Origin of the sequence: Sporosarcina sp. A2 (assembly GCF_050858885.1) — a bacterium.
Taxonomy (GTDB): domain Bacteria; phylum Bacillota; class Bacilli; order Bacillales_A; family Planococcaceae; genus Sporosarcina.
Window position 1 is genome coordinate 1,457,466 of the sequence record NZ_CP193898.1, and the last position, 26,033, is coordinate 1,483,498.

General features: G+C 39.2%; 28 protein-coding genes and 1 pseudogene. 8 read left to right on the forward strand and 21 right to left on the reverse strand.

Features of this window, described 5'->3' with window-relative positions:
- The first annotated feature begins 23 nt into the window (after positions 1–23).
- The 3 genes from ACRPI0_RS07210 to ACRPI0_RS07220 all read left to right on the forward strand — a co-directional run bounded on the left by ACRPI0_RS07210 (position 24) and on the right by ACRPI0_RS07220 (position 1,235).
- Positions 24–257, forward strand: coding sequence for a histidine phosphatase family protein (locus ACRPI0_RS07210; protein ID WP_432355659.1), 234 nt, complete (start codon positions 24–26; stop codon positions 255–257).
- The gene (locus ACRPI0_RS07215) at positions 251–565 is read left to right on the forward strand and encodes a histidine phosphatase family protein (protein ID WP_432355660.1); all 315 of its coding nucleotides are present in this window, start codon (positions 251–253) and stop codon (positions 563–565) included. The genes ACRPI0_RS07210 and ACRPI0_RS07215 overlap by 7 nt, the downstream gene beginning before the upstream one ends.
- Before the next feature lie 139 nt (positions 566–704).
- On the forward strand, positions 705–1,235 hold the full coding sequence (locus tag ACRPI0_RS07220) for a hypothetical protein (protein WP_432355661.1): 531 nt from the start codon (positions 705–707) through the stop codon (positions 1,233–1,235).
- A 73-nt stretch (positions 1,236–1,308) separates the two neighbouring features.
- Here ACRPI0_RS07220 and ACRPI0_RS07225 read toward each other — a convergent pair whose 3' ends face one another.
- Positions 1,309–1,809 (reverse strand): hypothetical protein, encoded by a 501-nt coding sequence (locus tag ACRPI0_RS07225; protein WP_432355662.1) that lies wholly within the window; start codon positions 1,807–1,809, stop codon positions 1,309–1,311.
- 186 nt (positions 1,810–1,995) lie between these two features.
- On the opposite strand from ACRPI0_RS07225, the gene ACRPI0_RS07230 reads away from it, so the two are divergent.
- A complete protein-coding gene (locus tag ACRPI0_RS07230) occupies positions 1,996–2,469 on the forward strand; it encodes a hypothetical protein (RefSeq protein ID WP_432355663.1) in 474 nt (157 codons plus the stop codon).
- A gap of 48 nt (positions 2,470–2,517) precedes the next feature.
- On the opposite strand, the gene ACRPI0_RS07235 is transcribed toward ACRPI0_RS07230, so the two are convergent.
- From ACRPI0_RS07235 to ACRPI0_RS07250, 4 genes are all read right to left on the reverse strand, one after another.
- Positions 2,518–3,852 (reverse strand): DUF4179 domain-containing protein, encoded by a 1,335-nt coding sequence (locus ACRPI0_RS07235; RefSeq protein ID WP_432355664.1) that lies wholly within the window; start codon positions 3,850–3,852, stop codon positions 2,518–2,520.
- Positions 3,845–4,366 (reverse strand): sigma-70 family RNA polymerase sigma factor, encoded by a 522-nt coding sequence (locus ACRPI0_RS07240; RefSeq protein WP_432355665.1) that lies wholly within the window; start codon positions 4,364–4,366, stop codon positions 3,845–3,847. Before ACRPI0_RS07240 ends, ACRPI0_RS07235 begins: the two co-directional genes overlap by 8 nt.
- Before the next feature lie 300 nt (positions 4,367–4,666).
- Positions 4,667–5,317: a FusB/FusC family EF-G-binding protein gene (locus ACRPI0_RS07245; RefSeq protein WP_432355666.1), complete on the reverse strand. Its 651-nt coding sequence runs from the start codon at positions 5,315–5,317 to the stop codon at positions 4,667–4,669.
- Between the two features lie 151 nt (positions 5,318–5,468).
- Positions 5,469–5,735: a CD3324 family protein gene (locus tag ACRPI0_RS07250; protein ID WP_432355667.1), complete on the reverse strand. Its 267-nt coding sequence runs from the start codon at positions 5,733–5,735 to the stop codon at positions 5,469–5,471.
- Between the two features lie 386 nt (positions 5,736–6,121).
- On the opposite strand from ACRPI0_RS07250, the gene ACRPI0_RS07255 reads away from it, so the two are divergent.
- Entirely contained in the window at positions 6,122–6,847 is a 726-nt protein-coding gene (locus ACRPI0_RS07255) for an endonuclease V (protein WP_432355668.1), read from the forward strand.
- A 3-nt stretch (positions 6,848–6,850) separates the two neighbouring features.
- Here ACRPI0_RS07255 and ACRPI0_RS07260 read toward each other — a convergent pair whose 3' ends face one another.
- The 5 genes and pseudogenes from ACRPI0_RS07260 to ACRPI0_RS07280 all read right to left on the reverse strand — a co-directional run bounded on the left by ACRPI0_RS07260 (position 6,851) and on the right by ACRPI0_RS07280 (position 11,508).
- The gene (locus tag ACRPI0_RS07260; protein ID WP_432355669.1) at positions 6,851–7,504 is read right to left on the reverse strand and encodes a TetR/AcrR family transcriptional regulator; all 654 of its coding nucleotides are present in this window, start codon (positions 7,502–7,504) and stop codon (positions 6,851–6,853) included.
- A gap of 41 nt (positions 7,505–7,545) precedes the next feature.
- Positions 7,546–8,601 carry an ABC transporter permease gene (locus ACRPI0_RS07265; RefSeq protein ID WP_432355671.1) on the reverse strand — a complete coding sequence of 352 codons (1,056 nt, stop codon included), beginning with the start codon at positions 8,599–8,601 and terminating at the stop codon, positions 7,546–7,548.
- Positions 8,598–9,322 (reverse strand): annotated as a pseudogene (locus tag ACRPI0_RS07270) (ABC transporter ATP-binding protein). Before ACRPI0_RS07270 ends, ACRPI0_RS07265 begins: the two are co-directional and overlap by 4 nt.
- A 157-nt stretch (positions 9,323–9,479) precedes the next feature.
- On the reverse strand, positions 9,480–10,445 hold the full coding sequence (locus ACRPI0_RS07275) for an alpha/beta hydrolase (protein WP_432355672.1): 966 nt from the start codon (positions 10,443–10,445) through the stop codon (positions 9,480–9,482).
- Positions 10,446–10,776: 331 nt separating this feature from the next.
- Positions 10,777–11,508 carry a polysaccharide deacetylase family protein gene (locus tag ACRPI0_RS07280; protein WP_432355673.1) on the reverse strand — a complete coding sequence of 244 codons (732 nt, stop codon included), beginning with the start codon at positions 11,506–11,508 and terminating at the stop codon, positions 10,777–10,779.
- 447 nt (positions 11,509–11,955) lie between these two features.
- Between ACRPI0_RS07280 and ACRPI0_RS07285 the strand changes: the two genes are divergently transcribed.
- Positions 11,956–12,696: a YqcI/YcgG family protein gene (locus ACRPI0_RS07285; RefSeq protein ID WP_432355903.1), complete on the forward strand. Its 741-nt coding sequence runs from the start codon at positions 11,956–11,958 to the stop codon at positions 12,694–12,696.
- A 196-nt stretch (positions 12,697–12,892) separates the two neighbouring features.
- On the opposite strand, the gene ACRPI0_RS07290 is transcribed toward ACRPI0_RS07285, so the two are convergent.
- The 7 genes from ACRPI0_RS07290 to ACRPI0_RS07320 all read right to left on the reverse strand — a co-directional run bounded on the left by ACRPI0_RS07290 (position 12,893) and on the right by ACRPI0_RS07320 (position 19,221).
- Positions 12,893–13,078, reverse strand: coding sequence for a DUF488 domain-containing protein (locus ACRPI0_RS07290; RefSeq protein ID WP_432355674.1), 186 nt, complete (start codon positions 13,076–13,078; stop codon positions 12,893–12,895).
- 138 nt (positions 13,079–13,216) lie between these two features.
- Positions 13,217–14,041 carry a class I SAM-dependent methyltransferase gene (locus tag ACRPI0_RS07295; RefSeq protein ID WP_432355675.1) on the reverse strand — a complete coding sequence of 275 codons (825 nt, stop codon included), beginning with the start codon at positions 14,039–14,041 and terminating at the stop codon, positions 13,217–13,219.
- A gap of 403 nt (positions 14,042–14,444) precedes the next feature.
- Positions 14,445–15,062: a hypothetical protein gene (locus ACRPI0_RS07300; protein WP_432355676.1), complete on the reverse strand. Its 618-nt coding sequence runs from the start codon at positions 15,060–15,062 to the stop codon at positions 14,445–14,447.
- Positions 15,063–15,311: 249 nt separating this feature from the next.
- Positions 15,312–16,634 carry a sodium-dependent transporter gene (locus ACRPI0_RS07305; RefSeq protein WP_432355677.1) on the reverse strand — a complete coding sequence of 441 codons (1,323 nt, stop codon included), beginning with the start codon at positions 16,632–16,634 and terminating at the stop codon, positions 15,312–15,314.
- A gap of 32 nt (positions 16,635–16,666) precedes the next feature.
- Entirely contained in the window at positions 16,667–17,911 is a 1,245-nt protein-coding gene (locus ACRPI0_RS07310; RefSeq protein WP_432355678.1) for a hypothetical protein, read from the reverse strand.
- 19 nt (positions 17,912–17,930) lie between these two features.
- Entirely contained in the window at positions 17,931–18,305 is a 375-nt protein-coding gene (locus ACRPI0_RS07315; protein WP_432355679.1) for a nucleotide excision repair endonuclease, read from the reverse strand.
- Positions 18,306–18,426: 121 nt separating this feature from the next.
- Positions 18,427–19,221 (reverse strand): VLRF1 family aeRF1-type release factor, encoded by a 795-nt coding sequence (locus ACRPI0_RS07320; RefSeq protein ID WP_432355680.1) that lies wholly within the window; start codon positions 19,219–19,221, stop codon positions 18,427–18,429.
- A 207-nt stretch (positions 19,222–19,428) separates the two neighbouring features.
- Between ACRPI0_RS07320 and ACRPI0_RS07325 the strand changes: the two genes are divergently transcribed.
- Positions 19,429–20,121 (forward strand): YjjG family noncanonical pyrimidine nucleotidase, encoded by a 693-nt coding sequence (locus ACRPI0_RS07325; RefSeq protein ID WP_432355681.1) that lies wholly within the window; start codon positions 19,429–19,431, stop codon positions 20,119–20,121.
- Positions 20,122–20,341: 220 nt separating this feature from the next.
- Here the strand turns inward: ACRPI0_RS07325 and ACRPI0_RS07330 are convergent, their stop codons facing one another.
- From ACRPI0_RS07330 to ACRPI0_RS07345, 4 genes are all read right to left on the reverse strand, one after another.
- On the reverse strand, positions 20,342–21,322 hold the full coding sequence (locus ACRPI0_RS07330) for a YecA family protein (protein WP_432355682.1): 981 nt from the start codon (positions 21,320–21,322) through the stop codon (positions 20,342–20,344).
- Positions 21,323–21,390: 68 nt separating this feature from the next.
- Positions 21,391–22,959, reverse strand: a complete 1,569-nt coding sequence (locus ACRPI0_RS07335; RefSeq protein ID WP_432355683.1) for a sensor domain-containing diguanylate cyclase — start codon at positions 22,957–22,959, stop codon at positions 21,391–21,393.
- A 93-nt stretch (positions 22,960–23,052) separates the two neighbouring features.
- Complete coding sequence (locus tag ACRPI0_RS07340) at positions 23,053–23,976, reverse strand: patatin-like phospholipase family protein (RefSeq protein ID WP_432355904.1); 924 nt, start codon at positions 23,974–23,976, stop codon at positions 23,053–23,055.
- Between the two features lie 417 nt (positions 23,977–24,393).
- On the reverse strand, positions 24,394–25,587 hold the full coding sequence (locus ACRPI0_RS07345) for an MFS transporter (protein WP_432355684.1): 1,194 nt from the start codon (positions 25,585–25,587) through the stop codon (positions 24,394–24,396).
- 81 nt (positions 25,588–25,668) lie between these two features.
- Here ACRPI0_RS07345 and ACRPI0_RS07350 point away from each other — a divergent pair, with 81 nt between their 5' ends.
- The gene (locus ACRPI0_RS07350) at positions 25,669–25,917 is read left to right on the forward strand and encodes a hypothetical protein (protein ID WP_432355685.1); all 249 of its coding nucleotides are present in this window, start codon (positions 25,669–25,671) and stop codon (positions 25,915–25,917) included.
- Positions 25,918–26,033: the final 116 nt, after the last annotated feature.

The following is a 26,033-nucleotide window of genomic DNA, read 5'->3' on the forward strand; positions in this document are numbered from 1 at the left end:
GAAATTGGATAGGTGTGATTAGGTTGAAAAGATTATACCTTATTAGACATTGTGAAGCAGAAGGACAAGCTGCTGATGCACCTTTAACTCAGAACGGTATGAAGCAAGCTGAACTCATAGCTGATTTCTTCTCAACTAGGCATGTTGACCGGATTATTTCGAGCCCCTTCAAGCGTGCGCTACAATCCATATTCCCTTTTACAATAAAAGCCGGCATCCCGCTTGAAACAGATGAACGATTGCAGAACGCGTGTTAAGTAATGAAAATCTCTCGGATTGGTTAGAGAAATTAGAGGCTAGCTTCGAGGATATGGAATTACGATATGCTAGTGGTGAATCCAGCTTAGAGGCAAAGGACCGAATTATTGAAGTTCTTGAAGAAAGTGATGTGGAGACCTCAGTCATTGTGACGCATGGCAATCTTTTGTCACTCGCGTTGAAGCATTATTATGGAGAATTTGGATTTAAGGATTGGAGAAGTCTCAGCAACCCTGATATTTTTCTAATCCAAATCGATGATGACCAAGTGATTATTGAACGAGTATGGAAAGCCGAGGGTATATAGGAAGTTTATTTAACGTCTGTGAATACAAAAGCTAACAAAATAGAGCCAACAGAACCGGAGTCATTCTGGAAACCTGAATCCAACTTTCCGTGTAACGTTTCCGTTCGATTGTATGTCTATAGTCAAAAGGAGGAACTGCATGAAAAAATCACTAATTCTCATTATTACGTGCTTAGCGATAATTGTTGCAGGTTGTACTTCAAAGGAAAAAGAACAGCAATCACCTGAAAGCGCCCATTTGGTTGCTTCTGAAAAGACGTTGCCGAGTGGATTTGAACGTATCGCTGGAATACAAGATCCCAAAAACTATGTTGCAGTTCGCGTCACTAATCAGCAAAATTATGAAGCAATGTGGCAGCAATTTCACCTCGAAGGAGGGATTCCTGAAGTCGATTTAAAGGAAAATGATCTTTTATTTATCGGGATGTTCGAATCCAGCAGCTGTCCATATGAAATTGGTACGATGAATGTAGAGGCTGTGTCAAAAGAGATAACAGTCAATTTTTCTCCTTTAGCTGAAGTATGTACTGCTGATTTGAGTCCGAGAAATTTTGTGATTGCAGTCCAAAAAGAGTTCTCCGGTAATCTTGATTCACTTTTTTTAATCACCCAAGGAGAAAAAACAAAAGTACCGATTCAACCTGAAGAGGAAATTCTAAAAAATCCTTAACTTCATGCACTAAAAAGAAGAAGAAAACACCAATCACATGTTGGGTTCTCTTCTTCTTTTTATATTCGTTTTTTCATCTTTGTTGGAGTACTTGCTCCCTAAATCCCAACTCTTCACAGGTTGGTCCGTTTCCTTTGCAAATAAATTGATATACTTCTTTATTTTTGGTTGTTGTAATTTCTACGATATAATCGTAAGGGTGGTCAAAACTCCCTTGTTTCGGATCTCCAATAACTTGAACAGTTTTCAGATCCTCAGACGTCAATTTTAGTTGCAGATAATCAGGTGAGCCTGCTAATAGTAATAGTAAGCTATTTTGTTCATTTGATAGATACTTAGGTTCACTAACATAAGCTTCATAACTAATGAAAGAAACTTGCATGACAAGCAACGTGGTAATTAACAATTTAAAGGATTTGGACAGTGTTCCCCATGCTTTCCAGAGAAGTAAAATTAAAAAAGTGCTAATTAAAAATAGTACTGTGTACTCAAGCATGACATCATGCATTTGAATCCCATTTCTGAAAAGGATCATACTATACAGTACTAGTAATGTAATTACGATAATCCCCATATAATTCCTCATTCCAATGATTCGTTCGTTAACCATTCGAAGTAACGACTACCTCAAACAAAAATATCTTGAAATCTCAAAAAATTCTCCGTATAATTAGACTATTCATACACATTATACCTTATAGTGGTTTAATGATTACTGTTTTTACTTTAGAATTTACTAATTGAATGGAATGGTGATCACATGAAGACTGTATCCGAGAATAAAGTAACCCGTAATACAACCAGCCGGCTTTTCCAACTATACATCTTCATCCTGGCAGCTATCAATGTTGCATATATCGCTATTGAGATGTACAAATCTAAAGTCAGTCAGCCATTTCTTACTACCGGGGAAATCACGAAAGCAGAGTTCCTAAAACTGGATACGCTACTCAGTTATTCGGTTCTTATCGAAACAGCTTTAATTGCATTAGTAGGTCTCTATGCATTAATCGTTTTCACAAAGAATGCAAATACGTTATATTCTTTTGTGGTAAACCATATCCGAATTCTCGCTTTGTTTTTTGCTATTAGCTATGCACTATCTTGGATTACTGCTGCATCCGTTGAAAGCCTAAGCGGACATTTACTAGGACCATTTCTCATCACATTGGCTGTTTTTGGTTACTATTTAGTAAAGCGGCTACCAATAGGGTTTATTGCGAAAAAAGCTTAAGACTAAAAACCAACCTGTGCCGCACGCAACAGGTTGGTTTTTTCATGCTTACTTAAGCACTATTGTGGATGGACTGTCTTGCTCTAAATAACTTGGATATCCATTGATTTTTAAAGTAATCGGATTTTCTATAGGAGACTCTGGCAGTTTCATCATCAATATGGTCTTCTCCTCGCCGTTCGGATGTCCACTCCAATACTCGAATTGATGTACTTCTTTTTGTGCATCCTTAAAATCAATACTAACTGGGTAATCATAGAAGTCTGTTTCACCTTCAAAGTCGATTAGAAGTTCTCCGCCGCTAACTCTTACATTGCTGAATCGATTATCTTTTGGCTGCTTCACGATCTCTTCAGATGCAGTATCAATGACTAACTCTATTTCTTGTTTGTCGAGTGCCATTACTTCTCCGATTTGAAGGCTAAGCTTTTTATTATTTGTAAAGTAGCTGCTTTGCAGATAATAAGTCACTCGATTCGGGAAATCATCTGTTGTGCTTGAAGTAACGCCGTTTTTTAACGGAGTCCACTTGCTTCCCCACTTCCCTTTAATTGATAAATCGTCAATCCCAAAGATCTCTTTCGTATTATTCGGGTCATACTCGATTTCTACGGACGTAATGACTGGATTGATCGTGACTTGTTGAACGACCAAAGATTGTTCATCAATGATCACTTTTTGATTAACCGCATACGTGTAGCTCGGCACATCGTCACTATCAATCGTAAAGGGTAACTGAATGGTTTCCTTCTCTCCATAGCCACCGATGAAATCAAATTCTACTACGACATCCTTCTTAGATATTGGTTTAATAAAATCAACGGAAATCGCATTCGTGGAAGTATTCGCTGTCTCGTAATCTTCTGAAGGATTGTGCCACACCGATGCAAGATCCAAATCTTCTCCGTTTGCCCCCCGAATCCAAACGTTTTGCAAAAAATCACTGCGATGATTTTTTTTATAGGAGATCGTATAGAACAATACAAGGTTTTGTGCGCTTGGTATGACACCATCTAATGTAATTTGAACTCCTGACGTCTCATCAGATACACCGATCTTTTGGAAATGCTTATTCTGGATGGCTGACTTTAATCCTTGGTCGTCTTGAATGAGTGCAACGATTTTTTTCATTCCTGGAAAAGCTGAGATTGCATCTGCAAAAGCCGGTGAGCTTCGAATGGTGGTGACGAATAGGAGACACATTACAGCAACGGCAAGCCCGGCAATGAGCGGGCGTTTAAAACGCTTCTTCTTTTTCAAAGGATTTTGCTGCCTTACTTGGTTGACTCCTAGATGAATTGCTTTGTCCAAGTCGAATTCTGGTATTTCGTGATTCTCCAGAGTTTCCCTCCACCTCTTTAACTCATCATCCTTGTCATTCATTGTGTCTGCCTCCTTTCACTTCAATAAGCTTCCTCAACTTTTTTACAGTTTTATACAATCTTGTTTTAACTGTACCTTCAGGCGTAGAAGTCATTGCTGCAATGTCTTTCAGCTTAATGTCATGTAAATACTTGAGATGGATTAAGTCCCGCTCTTCTTCTGATAAACGATCTAAAGCTTCATCGACTTCGAGAAACGTGTAATCATCACTAATTGCAGTTCGACCTAAAACTTCTTCATCCAGAGTTATACGCCTTCTCATCTTCAACACATCGTTGCAATAGTTCATCATAATCCGGATCATCCACGTTTTTGCATATTCTGGTTTACGTAGTGTATGTATAGTTTGAAAAGCGCGAACCGTCACTTCCTGTACGGCTTGAATGGCATCTGGATTATTCTTTAAATAGGATAAAGCGGTTCGATATAAGGCCACCTTATGAACATGCATTAGTGCTAGAAAAGCATCTTCATTACCTTGACTCGCTTGTTTTGCAAGTTCGTAATCCCCCACACACTCACCCCGCTTTTTGTACATTAGACACTGATGTAGGGAAAAAGTTTTAAAAAATTTATTTTCCGAAAATCCGTATCGAGAACACGAGAATGATCATACCTGATAATCCCTAACGCAAAAGAGCAGCTACCTCCGCTACACATAAAATCTAGCGGGATGGCTACTCTTAATAATACAGATAACTCGCTTAATTAAAACAACGAATGTATCGGTTTTATGGTACGTTCTATTTTTGCAAAACAGACCTATTTTTTCTTGAAAAGTTCTATAATCTCGCGTCAGCAGCAAAAAAACGAATCACTTTCGCAAAGATTCTCGTAACAATTTTTCTAAGTAAGTAACGTCAGTAATTTTTTGGTTGCATTCATGACTGTCTGCACAAATCAGATTGCCTATCGTTCTGAAATAATCGGGATTATTTTGCTTTTTCTCTTTAGTAATCGTCGTAAAAAAAGTGACAGCTCCCTTGCCATGGCAAATTGAACACGTATTATTCGTAGTAGAGGGTGAAAACGAACATTCAATCCCTACGAGTGTGCCATCCAGATCGTATAATATGTACTTGCGATTGGATCTGCTATCATTCCAACTTAAGTATGTAATCTGCTTTAAGTCAATGTTCGATAAATCCGGCAGCTTTAACTTTTTCGTTTTTGGAAACAGTTTCTTAAGTTGTAAATCGGTAATCGTAGGGAATGGCAGGCGATAGGCATCTATATCGACTATAGTCTGGTCGTATTCATCTGTTGTCTTTAAATTTGTACAGTCCAAAATATCTCTTTGGAATGCCGTCATGTTGGGAATGCAATTCATAATTCTTTCATTCGATAATTCATAAACAGAAGCTAGAACTTGGGGAGGGATATGTTGTCTAATACTATCTTTTATGAATGCTACTTGCTTACAGATGAAGTTAAATTGTTCATTTTTAATAAATCTTTCGGTCATAACGCATCACTCCTAATTAACAGCTACCAATTCAATATATTTATTCTAAATGAAAAAGATCCAATCTACTAGAGAGAGAATCAGTTAGAGTCATTCTATACATAAGAACCCCTATGCGAATACCATCACGCATAGGGGTTCTTACACTATTCTAGTTATGAGAGTAGACAATCTTTTTAATGGTTTCAACAGAGAGATAGTTGGACTCCGCTAGTTCATCAATGGTCGAACCATTGGTAAAACGTTCACGTATTTTAGAATTACGTCGATCTAATCTCTTTCTGCTCCCACTAGCTACTCCCCATTTTTTGAATGTATCTTCGTGCTTTGGGATATACAGCGTTTCACCTTGTACATACTTTTGGATTTCTACAATCAGTTCTTCAGGTAAAACATTCTGTGCGTTTACGTATGTCAATTTCACTCGCTCCTCATTTTAAATTCGAATAAGGGAGCAAAGCCAATTGATCAGAAGAAGCTAGTTAGCGATTCAATAAATTTTTCGCCCCATACAAAGTATCGCCTTTCTAATTATCGGCTTTGCATGAGTGCAGTTCGTATCAGACAATCGCAGTACATTATCCAACTATAAGCACCTCCTTCAAGTGTTTAATCTCAGGAATCGTTATACTCCCAATTATAGTTCAAACAGTTCATATAGATTTTTTGCGAAATAATCAATTCTTGCAAATCGGCAAAATAAGATGTTGATTAAGTTTCCTATGGGTATACTACCACTATAAAAACGGTTCATGAGATTACAGATACACCAAAACGAATGCATATTAAGAGTAGGAGATAATCATGCAAATCTTTGATATTCATCCATTTGATATTGATTTAGAAAAGTTCACTAGCATCCAATCCGTTCTTTCTGAGCGGGTTGTATTAAGAGATACCTTTACTAGCAAGAACATAAAGCTTATCGCCGGGGTAGATGTTGCATATTGCAATTTAAAAAGCAGTGAATATGGGATATGTTGTATTATGGTTATCAATGTGGAAACCATGAACGTCATCGAAAAAGCGATTAGTGCAGGCAAAGTAACCGTGCCATACATACCAGGATATTTAGCGTTTAGAGAACTGCCATTGATTATTGAAGCGGCTAAAAAACTGACCTGTACACCTGATCTATTTATGTTTGACGGAAATGGAATATTGCATCCAAGGCGGATGGGAATAGCCACACACGCTTCGTTCTTCTTAAACAAACCAACAATTGGCATCGCAAAAAGCTACTATAAAATAGAAGATGTCCGTTTCATCCCTCCAATTAATGTAAACAATTCTTACGAAGATATAATCTTCGAAAACGAAGTGTATGGAAGGGCACTGAGAACCCACAAAAATGTAAAACCCATATTTGTTTCTTGTGGAAACTATATTGATTTATCAACAGCTACAGAATTCACAATAAACTTAATTAATAGAGAAAGTCGTTTGCCTATCCCAGTGAGATTAGCGGATATAGAAACTAAAAGACTTACCCGTCTTCTAGTCTCCCAACAAAGTAACTTATTTCTTTAAAACCTACGTTGTTATACTATCTACTTTGCCAATGCCATTTAGTATTGAAAAAGTTATCCCATCAATTTCCTCATCACTGATGGAATGCCTGTTTAACAAGACAAAACGGGATATGAAGAAGCCGGAAATGACTGTACTTAGTGTTTTCAAGATGAACTCTGGCTCTTTATCAACGAGTTCTCCTCGTTTTTGAAAAATCTCGATTACTTTTATAAAACCTGAGGATGCATTCTCAATTATATAAGGAAGCAGCTCATTTTTCAGATCTTCTCTATAAATTAATTCCTTTATGAAGATTTGAAAAACTTCTCGGTTCTCTAAGAAAAATGCAGTACGGTTCTTGAATAAACTCCTTAAGAATTCTTCAAAGGAAATATCATCGTTCATAAGTTCTTTGACTAATTCATCTGCCATTACAGGTAGAAAATCTTTGATAAACGGAACCAATAGGGATAATAATAAGTTTTCCTTCGTTCCATACTGCTTGAATATCGTCCCCTCTGCCACTTCAGCTATTTCAGCTGTGGATGTATTGGAATAGCCTTTTTCCGCAAAAAGTGTAATGGCTGCATCTAAAATCTGTTCTTGTTTTACCGTTTTCTTACCCAACGGTTTTATCGTTTCCGCCATAGCATTTAAAACGTTTTTATTTACCATGCCAGGTCACCAGCTTTTATTATTCTTAATGCATCTTATGCTTATAGTCTACGATATTTTTTCAGTGCAAACCAATTTAGTATAATGAACACCACTGCGAAAGCTAACAAAATATACAAGTCTCTGCTAATATCAGTTAAGTTGAATCCCATGTGCATAACACCTTTTAGCGCATTCGCTGCATAATAGAATGGCATTAGTTTTGCGAACATTTGCAGCCACCCCGCCATTCCTTCAATAGAGAAGATTCCAGAGAAAAGGATTTGCGGCACAATGACAAGTGGAATGAATTGGATCATTTGAAATTCCGAACTGGCGAACGTTGACAACAACATCCCAAGTGATAATGCAACAAGCGCTACGACCACATTTATGAGAATTACATTCCAAACGGACCCCACTATCGTCAAGTCCAATACATTGAGTGCGTAAACCACGACTATTATGGTTTGCACGATAGCGAGCAGACCGTACCCTAGGAGATATGCTGCAACAATTTCTCCTCTTTTAATGGGAGTAGCTAGTAATCGTTCTAGAGTACCAGTCGTTTTTTCATTTAAAAGCCCAATACCGGAAATTAAGAAAACGAAGAAGAAGACAAAAAATCCGACTAATATAGGACTGAACGTGTCAAAAAACTCTGTGTCTCTACTTCCATACACATAGTCGGTTGCTACAGCGTCCTGTGGATCCGCTTTCCCAAAAATCGTGTTGTTTTCGCCCATCATTTGTAACTGAACTTCTTTGTTAAGGACTTGCTTCACTTTCACCTCCAAGCCTTTTGCAACAGCTGGGTCGTAATTTAGCAAGGTTAATGTATTGTACTTGTAAAATCCATCTAGATCATTTCGATTGATTTCATTTTTTACATCGGAAACTTGCTCATATACCTTCACTTGAATACCTTCATCTATTAGTCCGTCAATCGTTTGTTCGCTTTCATTTTCAATCCCTAATACCGGATTAACCGCATTCCCATTAAAGACTAAGTTCATAAGTGTTAAGACTAATAAGGGAGCCACGAAAAGCAGTGCAAGTGTTCGTTTGTCTCGGACGATTTGCAATAGGATTCTTTTTATAAGTGCGGGGATTCTCATCGTATGTTACCGCCTGCATGCAAGAACACATCGTCAAGCGTATCCACCGAATAGTGTTGCTTTAGTTGACTAGGTCTACCGTGCGCAATTATCAATCTTTTTCGAACCATTGAAATCGAATCGCATTTTTCTGCCTCATCCCTAACATGAGTCGTGACAATAATTGTTTTGCTTTCTTCATTCTTTAATCTATGTAATTCGTTCCAGATATTCACTCTCAGTTGAGGATCGATGCCTACTGAGGGTCAACTAAAATGCGGACTTTAGGATTTTGAATTAAAGCGATTGCTAGCGATAATCGGCGCTTCATGCCACCAGAATACCCGGATACTTTCTTATTAAGTTCTTAGGTCAAGTTTACTAAGTTGGCAGTATAAGCAATTCTTTCAGCGCGTTCTGTTTTACTCAGTTTATAGAGCGATGCAAAAAACTGAAGATTTTCTTTACCAGTAAGTGCTGTATACAAGGCATCTGATTGAGCCATATACCCGATGTTTCGAAGAATTTCCAAGTTAAGCATTTTCTTATTTAACAGATATACAGTCCCCTCGTCTGCTGCATCCATCCCGACGATCATCTTGACAACTGTCATTTTCCCTGCACCAGAAGGGCCAATCAGTCCATAAATCTGCCCTGCATTACTTGTAAAATCAATATCTTTAAGAATAACTTGTTTACCAAAGCTTTTCCGAACCCCTCGAAGGCATACTGTATGATCCATTTAAAATCCTCGCTCAATTTCTTCTATTGTATTCTCAAATTAAGTTATAAACAACAAAAAGTGAGTGATTACTCAACTGTTCCATGGGATGTCTGTATGATATAAAAGAATGTCTGCTACTAAGGAATTTGAATTCCCTAATACGCAGACTCTTGTTTCATTTCAAAGTGTGTTGAAGAAATTGTTTTACTTTTTCCTTGTAAGCTTCAGGTTCTTTCGCGAAGGACTCACCATGGTTCGCTCCATCTACTAAGAAAAGCTCAGTGCTGCTTGAAGTTTTATCATACAACTCTATCGCATTTTTAACGGGCACGAATGTGTCCGCTTTTCCGTGGATATAGAGAATTGGAACATCCGTACGTTGTACTTGTTTCAATGCACTCGCCTCTCTAAATAAGTATCCCGCCCTAGCCTTTGTAACGATACTTGTACTATCGAGCAAAGGAAAAGCAGGAAGATGGAACATACGCTTCATTTGATAGGCGAATAGTTGATAGACAGATCCGTAAGGACTATCTGCAACGATTGCTTTTACCTCAGGTGGCAGCTCGGCTTCCCCGCTTGCCATAAGGACAGTAGCTGCCCCCATGGATAATCCATGATAAACAACTTCAGTGTCTGTTCCTAATTTATCTACTAATAAGTCCGTCCAGTCAATCAAATCGAGGCGATCTGGCCATCCAAACCCATAATAATTCCCTTCACTCTTTCCGTGTCCGCGTGCGTCCGGCATGAAAATGTTATAGCCTAATTCTTGATAGTAAAATATCCCGAACAACCCCATTTGCTTCGCGTGGCCAAGATAGCCATGTGTTAAAATGACGAGTTTGTTCGTTGGTTTTTCAGCTTGTAAATAATATCCCGATAACTTCAATCCGTCACGTGAAGTCAGCGAAAGCGTTTCGAAATCCTGGTCATCGACCCATTTTGTCCAATCCCCATTAATATAGAGATCCATGGTATCATCTGCTACTTCTAAGTCTGCATTGTTTTGAAGAAAGTCTTTTGGACCTCTCTTTATGGCTAGGTCATAGAAAAATATACCACCAATCACTTGAATCCCGAAAAAGACGATGACAACTAGTAACAAGACTTTCTTCCAATTAAACCTAATCTTTTTCATTCGATTACCCTCTGTCCATCCTGCTTATTCTATTTATCAGTATACAGGATAGTTAGGAAGAGTATGAAGGGAATATAATGTAACAGTGGTTTTATTATCAACTACGATTTCAAGAATTGTCCAACCTATCAAACCAAATGGAATAGAAAAGATTCTGTATGATGTATTTTCTAGTTCATCCTATTAGAATTCTAAGAACGCATTATTCATCTAAAGATTAAGCTGCGAATCATTTTATCTCAAGTTTCGGTTTATACCACTTAATCAAAGTGAGCGGCGCCTATATAAGAATCGCCGCTTTTCTATGCTCATTCACTTCTTCTAGATTAGGTCAGCGGGAGATTTCTGCATTAGAGTTGTTCATGAGTTCAGTTACTGTTACAAATTCATATCCTTGTTTTCGAAGTTCTGGCAAAACTTCATCAAGTGCTTGAACCGTTTGAGATCGTTTCCCACCTCCATCATGAAACAAAATTACATCTCCTGGCTTAGTTCCTGTCAAAATTTTCTCCACTATTTTAGTAACACCTGGCTCCTTCCAATCCTCAGTGTCTTGATGCCACGACCACATGACAACTTTAAAGTTTTGCTCTACAGCAATATTGATGAGTCGATCATTATAATTCCCTTCCACAGGTCTAAAAAGTTTAGGATAAGTACCTGTGATTCCATATATGACCTCATTCGTATCAATTAATTCCTGTTTAAATTGTTTAGTTGTTTTAAATTTGGAGTGTGAGTACGTATGATTTGCAACCTCGTGGCCATCATTAAATTCTCGCAGCACAAGATCTGGGTACTTCTCCGCGTGTTGACCTAGCGCGAAAAATGTTGCTTTTGCTTGATGCTTTTCCAAAACATCTAAGATTTCTTTAGTATATTTAGGATGTGGCCCATCATCGAACGTAATCGCGACTACCTTATTTTCGGTTTTAACATCCCATAGCACAAGTCCCTTTTCCTCATAATACGGCCGGCCTTTATCCGTAGCGAAGACATTAAAGTTAAAAAATATAATGAATAAAGTAGATGCTATTAGAGCCAAAATCGCAGCACGTTTCATGATTTTCTCCCCCCCTGCATATTTGAACGTTAGTTTATTATCTGCAAAGGAATTTAATCTATACTCGATTGTTTCTTTAATAATGTAAGTCAGATCTTTTAGCGCTGCAGTTCAAATGTAAACACGATTAAATTCCAAAATCTTGCGGCTTAGAATAATGTTGAAAAAGCCCGTTATCCCTCGATTTAAATCGAGAATAACGGGTTATTTTTTCACGGTAATTTCGTGCATAATTAACGTATGTATGTTGCGGCACTACTAGGCAATCCCCAGTCGGAATAGGCTGCGTATTCTTTTCCACTTTCCGCCGAAAGTGCCCCAATCGCGGGACAGAGTGGTGCCGCGCCTCTGTGATTAGTAGTATATGATATGCTTCTATGATTTATACATAGTCATAGGAACATATTCTGAAACGTATTGTTAGAAGTGAGAAATGTGCGGAAAGGAATGCATGAATTGATTCATACAAAAAGTGCTTTATTGACAAAAGAGGATTTTGAAACACGTAATGATTTACCAGAGTGGTTGGTTTCTGAATACGAAACGTTCAAGAATACGGTAACTGATAAAACGTTTCCGTGCTATTTTGGTATTAATGGTCAACTAAAAGGTGAATTACGTTATGCCTATATCACGCAAAAGGATTGGAGTAATCTCCCGCTGGCACTCATCGATTTCTTAGCTCTCTTTGATGACCCCAAGTATAAACGACATGGGTTGTTCGTTTTCGTTGAGCCATTTAAAACAGAAGGAACACTGGAAGAATATCGTAAACAGTTTTGGAGCATTCTTCAGTATTTACATGAGGTTGATGAAATCAACTGGCCAGAAGAAAGCCCTCGGAATCCAGAGCACCACTTATGGGATTTCAGATTTCATGGTGAAGCGATCTTTGCGTTTGGTAACACCCCCGCCTATAAGCAACGCAAAACGCGTGATTTAGGAAATGCAATGGTGATTGGATTTCAACCCCGCAAAATTTTCGAAGGCTTAAAAGGTATAGAAAAAGGCGGAATCATGTCACGGGATAAAGTACGGGAACGTGTAGAAGCATGGGATCAGTTACCGAAACACCCCGATATTAGTCACTTTGGAGATCCGACCCATCATGAATGGAAACAGTTTTTCATAGGAGATGACAGTGAACCGATTGAAGGAAAATGTCCGTTTACGCATAAGGAAATGTGAAAAAAGCCGTCCTGAGTGACGGCTTTTTTTTGTAAGGTTTTCGTGGAGTCTAATCACCTTTGGACCAGTTGAATTATTGATGATCCAATATTTCTTTTAGCACATCTGCTTGGTTATGTTTTTCGTCTTTTGCTCCGAATAGAAGCATTAACTTTTTATCATGCTCTTTGGTCCAACTCTTTAACTGATCCATTGCTTATTTTTGCTCGTTGTTGGAATTCAATTCTTCTTTATACTTTTCTTTAAACTCACCATACTTAGCTGTGTCATGGTCAAACCATTGCCGAAGGTCTTTGCTAGGTCCGACTTCTTTCACCCACTCATCCAGTATTGCATCCTTTTTACTGACGCCACGTGGCCAGACTCGGTCTACTAAGTTCACATACCATCGGACTTTTCTGCTTCATAATAGATTCGTTTGATTTTGACAGGCATTTATACTCCCTCCATTTTTGTTATTCACTTCCCATTTACCGTCACCCGCTTGAAATCAATCCGTTATGATTTTATTAAGAGCACGTTATGTCGCAGATATCACAAAACTATTTAAAGCTAGTTCGTCATCTTCCTTTTCATTCATCACATCATAATAACTAGTTAGAAGTGGTTCCATTTGTGGAACAGCTTGTATGAACGTTGTACGGATAGTATTCGCATACGCTTTCTCCCATTTAGCATCGGGTAAGAATGTCGCATCTACACTGCTATGCTGATCAACTTGAAATGCGGCTTGTTGTAATAATTGCTGGATTTGAGATTTGGTAAATAAAGTTTGAACGTTGCATTCATTTTCTACAAATTGTGAATAAAGAGCAAGTATTGAAACTGCGCAAAAATGAGCACGTTGGTTCATCTCAGTAAATTGAAGATCCCATTCCGCAAAACAAATTCGCTTAGTTAGTAGACGTAGTCTTTTGAGGAAACTGAGTAACTCATTTGGATCTTTAAAGTACCAGGAGCAGTTTGAGAATATAGCTACATCAAATTCAGTTTCAACTTGAAAGCTATTAAAATCCGTTTCCAGATGAAACGTAATTCGTTCTCCTAGGTCTGACTGCAAAATATGATCAGTTGCTTGGCCTAACGTAAATGGTGATCCGTATTCGCGACTCGCTTTATCGATTGCCACTACCTTCCCCGTTTTGCCTATTGCGTGGGCAATTGCCATTGTTGTATCCCCTTGACCACATCCAATTTCTAAGACGCTGCTACCTTCGTGAATATTAAAAGCTGCGACGAGATTGAGTCTATGTTGCAGTTGAATTTGTTGAATTTCATCATCCTCGAATAACTGGTGTTGTTTCGTGAAGTTTCTAACTTGTTCGTTAATTTGGTGCGTTTTCATGTATCTTCCCCCTAATTTAACTTTCTACTATATAATTGCCCACAAATTCTGCGCTATTTAATACTTTCCGAATTGATTAAGACAGAAGAACCGAACTTGTGATTTCTTGGAATTCGCTGAAGATTATCTGTAGAATATGATTGTATCTGATAGTAAACCTAGTGTTTCTTATATTTGATGTTGGATTCATAAATTATCACTACAAGCATCCAGTATATAATTGAGTTGTTTCAGTTTAAGGATATATCTTTTTATTGTTGAACTGTCGATTTCGAACAAGAAATCCCATGATTTTTTAATCTTCCTCTCCTTTTCAAAGTGTGCTTTGATAGTCTGACAGGAAATAATCATCAGTAATAACAAAAACAGATGATTTTAAAAAGATCATCTGTTTTCGTTACAATTATTGGCTATTAATCAGTTCATTAAATACATGATTAAGAGTAGGGTCTTTTTGCCCAATACTGAAGCGCCCTATTTTGCCTTCTTTTTTATTTATAATCGCTAGACCCACAAACTTGTGTTTAGTTGGTTCTTTGTTTGGTACAGTCAACTCAACAACTGCTGTAATGTGGAATTGATTACTTGCTGTATCAACATCACTTTGCTTCACTCCTGATTCTAGCAGTTCAAGTTTATAATCTACGTCATCATACATCTGAAATTGAGAGTCCATAGCAGTTGCTCGGAATTCTGATAGCCCATCTTCAGTAAAGTAGGATTGATACAAATCCTTAATATAGTTTTCCAATGCTGCTTCCGCTTCAAGGTGTTCAGCACTTCCAAATTCGTGCACTCCCCCATCCATCGCTTCTCTTAATAACTTCTGATATTCGTTGTCTGGAGCATTCGTCATTTGTTTAAGTACTGCTTCTACTTTTTCAATTGCCAGTTCCTTCTCTGATGGTGCCTCCACTTTCTCTACAGCTTCCCCCTTTTGTGAGCATCCCGTTACTACAACACACGCTAGTACAGCTGCAGCAAGCAAACCAAACTTCTTCATTATCGATTGAACACTCATGGCCATTCCTCTCTCTCGTTTCAAAGTTTTTTGTTTTAGTTTGTTTCTTACTAATTTGTACGGATTACTCCATTTAAAGTTTCAATTTTCACACATTTTTCCATAAAAAAGCAGAACGGTACACTTTCTTGAATTACTTCTTCCTTATTTTCTCAATTGGAAACAGGATTGTCAATAAGTTACTGAATTTTACATCCATGGTTTTGTTGTATAGTAAAAGCCCTGCGCACGAGGGCACAGGGCTTTTGATTATAAACTAACTACCCATGTCACAAAAATAATGATAATGGCAGCCGGAACTATATAACGTAAAAGTGTTTTCCAAATCATATGAATGACTGGATTCATATCCAACTCTTCTGCAGTGTCTTTTTGACTTAATACATATCCTGCAAAGATTGAAACTGCTAATGCACCAAGTGGCATAGCGATACGACTTGTGAGCAGATCAGCAAAGTCAAATATAGTACCACCGGCAATCTTTACATCTCCGAGGAGACCGAATGACAGTGCACTTGGAATACCTACTAAGAAAATCAGTCCACCGAACATCCAAGCTGCCCGTCTCCGTCGATCGTGTTTCTTGCGAATGCCTGTAGATACGACTATCTCGAGCATCGCTATAGCTGACGTCAATGTAGCAAATAGCATAAGAATGAAGAAGACGATTAGGAAGAATCCGCCAAACGGTATTTCGTTAAAAATAGCAGGTAAGACGACGAAAATGAGTCCTGGACCTTCAGTTGGTGACTGGCCTAGAGCAAAGACTGCTGGGAAGATCACGATCCCTGCTAACAGTGAAATGATGATGTTCAAAATCGATACATTCACTGCAGACTGACCGAGACGTTCTTCTTTTTGCAAATAGGACGCATATGTCATCATTGCTGTAACCCCAACACTTAAGGAGAAGAAGGCTTGGCCAAGTGCTAGAAGGAATGTCTTCGCCGTCAAATAGCTCCAGTCTGGGACGAATAGGAATCGAATTCCTTCCATAGCTCCGTCTAGTGTCAGTGAACGAACAGCGAGTAAAATGAAGAATACAAATAACAAAGGCATCATCCAACGGCTAGCTCTTTCAATTCCGCCACGTATTCCGCTTTGGACAATCCACACAGTGATCGCTAAGAACGCAGCCTGTGCAATCAGTACTTCCATCGGATCTGCAATAATATCATTAAAGAGACCGCCATAATCGGCTCCTGAGAGTCCTCCTGTTAGCGAACGAATGAGATAGGATAAAATCCAACCTCCGACGACACTATAGAATGACAAGATGATGAACGAAGCGAGTAACCCCATCCATCCGACCCAGTTCCATTTCTTACTCTTCGACAATTTTTCAAGTGAAGTGACAGCATCTGCTTGCCCTCTTCGACCAATTACAAATTCCGCTAGTAAGATCGGTAGTCCGATAAGTAGTGTACTCACTATGAATAATAGAACAAACACACTTCCACCATTCATCCCCGCCATATAAGGGAATTTCCAAATAGCACCCAGACCAATAGCGCTTCCGGCTGCTGCTAATATAAATCCAATTTTAGATGTCCACTGTTCCCGTTCTTTCATTCTCAAACCCCGTTTCAAGCAAACCAGAAAGTTTACAAATCATTTAGTTGTTTCAGTTCGCCTGTCACGGCATCCACACATTCCTCAGCATCCAGCAATCCGCAAAGTTTATAGATGCCCGATGATTGGTGGTATACATATCTCGGATCGAGAGTAATGTAGTCGACCATCAATTCAAAAGCTTCTTCTTGGGAAATTGTTTGGACAAGAGCTTGAGTGAATCCTTCAAAAAGTTGAGCCATTTCAATCGAATCTAAAAAATTCAACAGTTCATATGTATCTTTGTGAAGCATTAAAACTAACTTCCTACGAAGCGGACCAGCAGTTTCATCGATTTTACGGCACACAACTTCTATACTGTTAGGTTGTTGCAAAATTCGATAGACTTCCCATTCGCCTGATTCTTCTGGCAGCTTTGCAGACAAAAATGCAGTTGCTGATTGAACACATCGTTGCACAGTTTCATCAGTTATTCTATTCTCGGGATGTGCGAGTACAGAATAGGCTTCATCCGGACTAAGTTCACGTAGTAGTGGATGAATAGTTTGTTGGTTAACCTCGTATTTACTTGAAGTTTGCCATTGTAAGACGTTGCTTGAAAATTCGGCAGACTGTTCTTCAGTGAAGTAAGGCAATACCGTTCTATCCTGCGTGATGAAAACTTCATCGATTGCAAAGTAATCTGCAAAACGAGCTTCATCCTCGATTGGTAATCGGATCGGTGTAAGCTGCTCGCGAACTAATGATTCAATTGCTTCAAGCGTTAATGAAAATGGTACTTCTTCAAACTGTTTGGTTACAACTAATGGTAACGTACAGAAAAGGAGTCGTCCGGATTCATCCCATTCGAGCTCTAAAAAACCGTCCGTTTGCACAGGTATGCCATTATGAATAACAGCACCTTCAATTGCAGTTTCGGAACGATTGGTCAGTATGAAGTCATCCTCAAAATCCAAACCTGTTTGCTGCTCAGTCCATTGGATGAATTGCTCTTCGCTTGTAGCTAAAGCTTCAGCAAATGAGCGTTCACCTTGAGTTGTAGCAAGTAGCAGTTGTTGGTAACGCAACGAATATCTTACGGAAACTGTTCCGTCTGGTAACAAGTCGTCCTCTTCAGGGATTTCGACTGCAGGCGGAAGCCAGTCTGCAGATAGCAGGATATCAAATCCGCCAAATGCAGACACCTCTTGTGAAAGTGAGTATGTGTGAAGCACAAACTTCTTAAGACCAAGTGAAGTTTTTAGTTCATTCAACACATGTTCAATTCGATTGTCCAAAGTGCTTGCCTCCTTGGTATTACTCGAAAAAGACTTTATCGGTATTGTATTTTGCCTGCATTGTGTTGATGATGTAAGTTTCGTAAATTTCACGTTCCATCGCATCGTCTACATTGATTACTGCGATTTTATTAATTTCTTCACGATGTGGCTTCAATGGTGATACGTTGTCTTCCAAGTGCTTTTTCACACGTGGACGTAGCTTTCGTGCTTTCCCAACAAATAGTAACTCGTCTTGCTTGTTGTAGAATAAAATGATTCCGCCTTTGTCGCGTGGAATTTCGTGTAGGTCTACGAACCCACAAATCGGCTTAATGGGCACAATGTTTACGGATACTTTTTGTAGCCGCTGTTCAATTTTTACGTCAATTTCAGGAATAGTAATGTTAATCATCAATGTTCACGTCCTAATCTAGTTTTGTTATAAATCCTACCACAGTTTTAAGCAGAATGCGATTTGTCATTATATTGCGACGAAAAAACGCCCCTCATAAAGGGACGTTTAATTGAAAAAATCATTTTTCAAAGACTTCATGTAGCACTTTATCTGGAGTCGAGTTATTTAAGTTTTTATGCAGCACACTTTTAGGTTTCTGATTCATCGCAGCGGCGAATGACTGAGAAGACTCAGCTTCACCAATGACGTGAATTTCATCCCAATGGCGTTCTTTTTTCATTTTATCGATATCAGATGCCATGGATTTATAGAAACGTTCCAAGTTTTCTTTCAGCCCTTGGTCCAAATCATCAACGCGACTGCCACCGGCCGTTCGATTGTCTGAAGGATTCTTGCTCTTTTGTTCTTGCCAGACATCCAGACCCTGGTCGAAGTAAAAGACTAAATCATCCTCTACATAGCCCATGGCAGTGTCTAAAATACGGACATTCCCAGCGCTTGGCATAATGACTCCTGAATTCGGATACGCCTTTAACATATAGTGCAGCTCATCGATTACAGGATGATCCTCCCAATGAAAGCTTGTTTTCACTGCAACTTGGACATAATGGACAGACCATAAATCGGGGTCGTCCGCTGCAAAAATCACGACTCCTTTTTTCAAGTCGTTTCGATTCCTTTCGATTTCTTCCGTTACTCTGGCTTTGGCTTTTTTAAATGCTTCTACTTCTTTAGGGTCGCTTGAGACATCCAAATATTCCTCTAGACGCTTTAAACCCGATTTCAAATGAATCCTCCACGCACCAAACTGCTGATCCCGTTCAGCTGGATTCGTACTCAAATAAACACTTAGTACACACCGGTTTTCACAATGGTAATCTTTCAGAGTCTGAAGTTCTTCACTTAATGACATTATCGCTTCGACCTCCTCATGATTTGCTTCACTTGTTGAATACCCTCCGGTTTGAAATTCAAACGGAAAATATTCTGGAAAAACGTACATAAAAGTGAATATATGTGTTCTCATTTGCTACGATGTTCTCAAATTACAACGCTTGTTTTCAATGTTGTGGGAGTGATATACTTTTACCAACTACTTAAACAGACAGGTGATGATTAGATGAAATACGATGTTTTCTTTTTCGATTTAGATGACACGCTGATGGAATTTGACACGGGTGAGCAAAATGCATTCCGAAATGCATTCATTCAAGCAGGACTCTCTGAAGGGTTAGACGCTTATCGTGCAGAATATAAAGCAATTAGTAAAGTACTTTGGCAACAATTAGAAGAAGGAACGACTACAATGGCAGAGTTGAACGTTGGACGTTTCCAACAATTGTTCGATAAATTTTCCATTGACTTAGATCCTGTAGCATTTTCTGATACATATTTAACATTCCTCGGCAAAGAGGCCCATATGATTGATGGCGTCATCAAAATGTTGGATCGTCTCGGGGATGTTCGACTTGCAATCGTGACCAATGGTTTCATCAAAGCTCAAATAGCGCGCGTCGCAATATCCACTTTGAACAATCGATTTGAAACAATTGTATCGTCAGATGAGGCTGGCTTCCAAAAGCCACGCCCTGAAATTTTCCAAGAAGCGATGGATCGACTTGGAGTGACGGATAAATCACGGGTGTTGATGACGGGTGATTCGTTAACATCAGATATTCGTGGAGGTATTAATTTCGGCATCGATACATGTTGGTATAACCCAAATGGATTAGAAAATACATCAAGAAACATCCCAACATATGAAATCAGCAACTGGGAAGAGTTCAAATCTAGAGAAAAAGCAGTACATTGAATGGTAATAAGCGGGTAGATGTCAGTGATGCTGATGCCTACTCGCTTTTTTGCGTGTTTGAGATGTTGGTTATGAGCGAAATTTGGCTGGGTATGAGCGCTTTTTCAAAGTTATGATCACTTTCTGTGATTTATGAGCGCTATCGCAAAGTCATTCTCCCCCAACCTCTCATAAATTCCAAAAGCCCCCTTTGCCAATTCAGCAAAGGGGGCTCAACATGTTAAACGGTCTTTAGTTTTGTGTATTCTATAATTCCATTGTAATAACGGTTTAGCGATGATGGCGATACTTCGAATTCATCAGCGATTGCTTTAACGGTGAGTTCCAAGGACTCGAACAATCCGAGCTCTTGCCCGTAGCGGATTGCGCCTGCTGCGATTGCAACGTCTTTACGAGCGTTGGGCTGCTCTTCCACTAAGTAATCTTCCACTAGTTCCATTAACGTATCGGATTCACGATCATTCGCTTCTAAAAACGAAGCGATGCGTTCAAGAACACCTTGTTCAAAGTTCGTGAACTCTTCCCCCTCATATCCATTTTCTGCGAGTTTTATCCACAGATCTACGGAATGGGTTTTCATATATGTTTCCGTATCCTGATCAACGTTTGCGAATTCAGACACAAATTCTTCAAACACTAAGCTTTGGTCCACTGGGAAAAAGATAAGTGTCGAAACAGCTAAATTACCTTCTGCACCGTCCGGTAATGTAAAGCACCATAGATGGACTCCTTCAGGAACCGGCTTATCAGATTCTCTTCGTAACTGAATGGTTTTGTTATTCAATCGATCATAGACGGTTAAATAAGAGGATTCCGATGAAACCACTTGTCCAAGTAAGGTTTGTGGTATTGACCAACTTTCCAGAACTTTGATAACAGATGGCCGTACTAGTTTCTTCAATTGCTTCTGAACGAAACCTTCCCAAATATCGGTCCGTTCTTGGAAAAAGAACTCGTCCAATGCAATGGCTTCGACCATTTCCTCCATGTAAAACTTAGACAATGGAAGTTTCCATTGCGATGCAAATGCACGGTAACTATCGAAATCTTTCTGTTTCGGATACTCATCGTAGAATGACTGTAATATGCGTTCCAATTCTTCCGCTTGAACAACTTCCATTGTCAGTTGTTCTTTACTTTCGCAACACTTCTTGTATTTCTTTCCGCTCCCACATGGACACGGATCATTTCTTCCAATCATGTTCAACACCCGCTTCTTTGTAAACTGTTGTTCAGTTTATCACTTTTTGCGATGACATGGAAGTTCGCTTATGCATCTACAGTCAGTTCCACGACATTTACCACTTTGTTTCGCCCAGTTTCTTTTGCGCGATACAAGCATTCATCTGCCAATTCAAGCACTCTCAAAAAATGTTCTGCGTGCTCTGGTAAGTTAGCAACACCAGCAGAAAAAGTAATCGACTTTCCAATTGGACTGATTTCTGAAGAAATAGCTATTCTCATTTCGTCTGTAATCTTTGTTGCTTCTTCAATTTCAATTTGTGGTAATAAAATGACGAATTCTTCCCCGCCAAACCGGTAACATGTCCCTTTGTCCTGTACGAACAACTGCATTTTTTTCGATAAAAATTTCAGCACATCGTCGCCAGCGCTATGGCCATACGTATCGTTCACTCGCTTGAATCGATCGATGTCTAAAATCACAAGGGAAAAAGCAACTTTCTGTTCTACGTAGATTCGTGCACTTTCATTGAGCGCACGTCTATTTAGCAACCCTGTTAAAGAATCTGTAGAAGACTCTTGGATGAAGTGGTCCACTTTGTCTTGGAAGCGGTTGAAACTATCCGTTAAAGCAAGATCGAGCTGAATGGCTTCGTGGTACCAAGCTCCACTTTCAAGAGGTGCATATCCATCCCTTTGAAGTTGGTTTGACGCATAACTCGCTAATTTTTCTAAAGGCTTTGAAATAAATGAAGCAAAGTATAATATGAGCACAGCGGACAGCAAGATGAATGGTAAGGATTTTAGGATCATCTCCTTCACCATATCTTTTGAGGAAGCTAATGCAATATCTGTCGGTCGTTGTGAAACGACTCCCCATTTGGATAGAGGAATATAGGCATATCCAGCTAACATGTCCTGTTTTTTACTATTTAACAGTCTCATGCTTCCACTTTCCCCTTTTTTCAAAGCTGAGATTACAGAATTCCCTTCAACTACATCTCCTACACGCTCTCGATTTAAGTGATAAAGAACCATTCCATCTTCATCCACAACATAAACGTACGAGCCATCCTCGTAGAAATGTTGTCCCAGTAAATCATTCAATACGTTCTCTTCTTTCAGATAAATACTTCCTCCAACCAGTCCAAGGGTCTTACCAGATGCGTCCAAAATCGGACTAGAGATGAATACTACTAATTTTCCGTTATCTGTTAAAAATGGTTTGCTAATCGAAGACTTCCCACTAGATAAAGTTTTCTTTCCCTCATCATGAGCTATGGGTTGTCCAATTAGTGAACGGATAGCCGGGGATGTGCCCCGGATTGTTCCTTGTCTATCCGCTATGATAACAGAACTCAACAATTCCGCTTGAACGACTAAACGCTCTGCCTCCTGATTTAATCCATCAACATCGTTCATGGCTTGAATTCCAGAAAATCGTTGTGCAGTATAAGCTAAAATGCGTTCTGTTCTAAGTAAATAATCCTCGGTCATTTTTGCTAACTTCTGTGCATATGCTGAATTTGTTTCTAGCGTAGTTTTTTGGAGTGTTTGCTGATCTGCACGGTATCCCGCATAGAGACTGCTTACAAGCGTTAGCACGATTGACAGAGATGCTATTGCAAGCAACAAGTGTTTTATGGATATCTTCATGCCAACCACCGCCTTCTGTCTCTAGGGTTACTAGTTCTTATGACTATTATACCAATTTCCGACGATTAACAACATAACGGGATGATGGATTTTTCAAATAATTTTTAAAGTTTTATGAAGATAGGGCATCTTCGAACGTCTCCAGTGGGTTAAAAATTCAGAGGCTGCTTGTTCTCCACTAACAACTAATTGTTCTTTTTGCAAGTCTGATAGATCGAATTGAACGGCAGAAATTCCTTCTGTCGGTATGAACATCACATCTTTTTCTAAACTTTTCGAGATATGTTTTTCATCGTGCGCATCTTTCATCGTTGAAAAAAGTGCTTCGTATAGCCCTAAGCCATTTCGAATTGTTGTTTTTTTCTTAGTTTCTGGCGTATGACTTAATTTCATTCCTACCACAGGTCGAGTCTCTTCGTTTTCGCTATCGTTAAACATCCACAATGGGAAATTACTAAGAACGCCACCATCTACCGTTACAGCGTCTCCAGCAAGTGAATGTAACGTTACTGGCTCAAAGAAAAATGGAATGCTTGTGCTCATGCGTAGTGCTCGTGCGACTGGGAAAAAGTCAGGTTGCAATCCATACTCACCAAGATCATCGGGTAAGACAATAAGTTTTCCGTTCGTTAAATCAGAGACAATGATTTTGAGTGATCCTTCAGGTAAATCCGCAAATGTATATACGCCTTTGTTAGCCAAAATGTCACTAAACCAATTCTCAAGAGCTACTCCTTGATAGAGACCCATCTTCCAATACAATTGAATCCATTTCATAAAAGGTAGTCGAATGAAAGTCCTTCTGGTGTCAAGCAATGCCGGAAAATCTTGTTCTCGCATAATTTCTTCCATTTCAATTGACGTATAGCCAGCCGCGAGCATTGCAGCAACAATTGCACCTGCACTTGTTCCAACGGTACGTTTAAACGTGTATCCATTTTGTTCGAAAACTTTACAGGCTCCTACTAACGCAAGACCTTTTAATCCACCACCCGAAAAGACGCCATCAATCTCCAAACCATCTCCACCTTTCAAACTGCTATAAGATACTGTAAGAGATGGCACTGCTTTTTAGAACTCCCTTTTCGTTTTGTAATCATTCGTATCGAAAAGTTGACAATGATGAAAATCAATGTTATACTTATTAAGTTATAACCAGTTAGCTGATTCTTGAATACTGGCATTCTGCTGAATGTTTACCCATAATACGTATTCAAACTGGAGCGACTATAGGGTCGCAAGGACGCAAAAGTAGGTAGGGTTTGCGTTGCTTATGTTAGGAAACACCTGCTGAACAACGACCGCGGCAATGATCGTTGTGAGTGAAAACACAAATTCTGAATTATAAAGAAGTAATTACTTCATGATATTCAATAATCGGCTAGTTAAAAAAACAAAGGGATGCCCCAATCGGGCATCCCTTTTCCAATTCTCTCATTCCTTTTTGTCTCCAATTAACATTGCCAACACGATCATTCCTATAAACAGTATAGCAAATACCCCAATTGTAAATTGATGGTTATGTGTCACATCATACAAGACGCCGATAACTAGTGGCAGAATACCTCCAATAATGTATCCACCCGTTTGCATCATCGCCGTCCATGAATTCGTTTCCTGTGCATTCTCGGTTTCATCAAGCGGTAAGACTAATGCAATTGGGAACATTCCACCTAGCGGGACCCCCATTAATAGAGCACCTACCCATAATAAAGGTAAGTTTCCAGTCCAGAACAAAGCAACGGCAACTAATCCAATAAGTAGGATGAACAGTAACCACATTTTACGACCTGGATAACGCTCCATCATAAGCGGAATTGTTAAGTTTAAAACGATTTGAACAGCAGTCATCATGCTGACAAGTGTCCCTGCCTGAATGATTGTCATCCCCTTAGATAGCGCTATAGGGGCAAGCCAAATTACTAACGAGAAAAATGCCGCCGACTGCAGCCCGAAAAATAACAGAAATAGCCATGCTTTCTTATTTTTCCATGGTGAGCGAATTGCCATCGCTTTTTGTGGTACTGATCTCTTTGGGTGATGCTTAACTATCAAGTGGTCAGATGCTGATGCTAGCCAAGCTGCTATACCTACTAATGCAAGTACTGCCCATATACTGAGCGCAAGTGGATAAGAACCTGTCTTCTCATATAGATATGCGGACAACCCTGTACTAAGTGTTGCTCCTGCTCCGAGACCGAACGAATAGATTCCGATTACAGCTCCTGCTCGGTGGGGGAAGTTTTGTTTGATCATCGCTGATAGTAAAGGTCCCGCAATTGCAATCGCAATTCCTACTCCAATGGAAGAAACAACGAGCATCGCATAAGTCGGTACAAATTCCCGGAGTGCAGTCATCACACCAATAATCGCCACCATGAGAATCATCGTGGCATTTAATCCTATTTTTCGGTTTAGAACAGGTGCAAGGGATGCAAACACACCCATGCATATGATAGGAAGTGATGTTAACAGGCTAACTTGAGCATTTGATAGCGACAATTGCTCGCGTATCACATCGAGTATTGGACCTATAGAGGTCACTGCAGGTCTCATATTTAACGATACTGCAAAAATTGCTCCAATCAGTAGATATGCTTTCTTAGTTGTTAAGGCGTTAGCGTCCATAAACATTCCTCTCTCAAACAGATTCATCGAACTTGCGTTTGCATTTCTAAGGTCGTATACTTTCTTTGAAAGGATGACGTTATGAAACTACTTCATTGGTCATATACACGAAGATACCAATTAAAAGGTGTATTTGACTTATTTTCTGACTCCGTCGTTATATTCCGCCAAATCAATGGATATTATTTTGTCAACTCGATAAAAGGTCTCGATCCTCACTGCTTGCCTGAACGTAAGCACTATGTACAAATGGAGTATTTGATCAATAAAGAGCTTTGTACATTGCCCGCATATAAGAATCGTAAAGCGTTGCATATGAAAGAAAGTTAATGATTAATTAAAATCCTATCTCCTAAGTAATAGTTTAAACTTCAAATTCTGATTTTGCTACTGTAATTTCTCCCACCCTAGCCCGAATCCGTGCTATAATGGGCAAAGTGTGAATT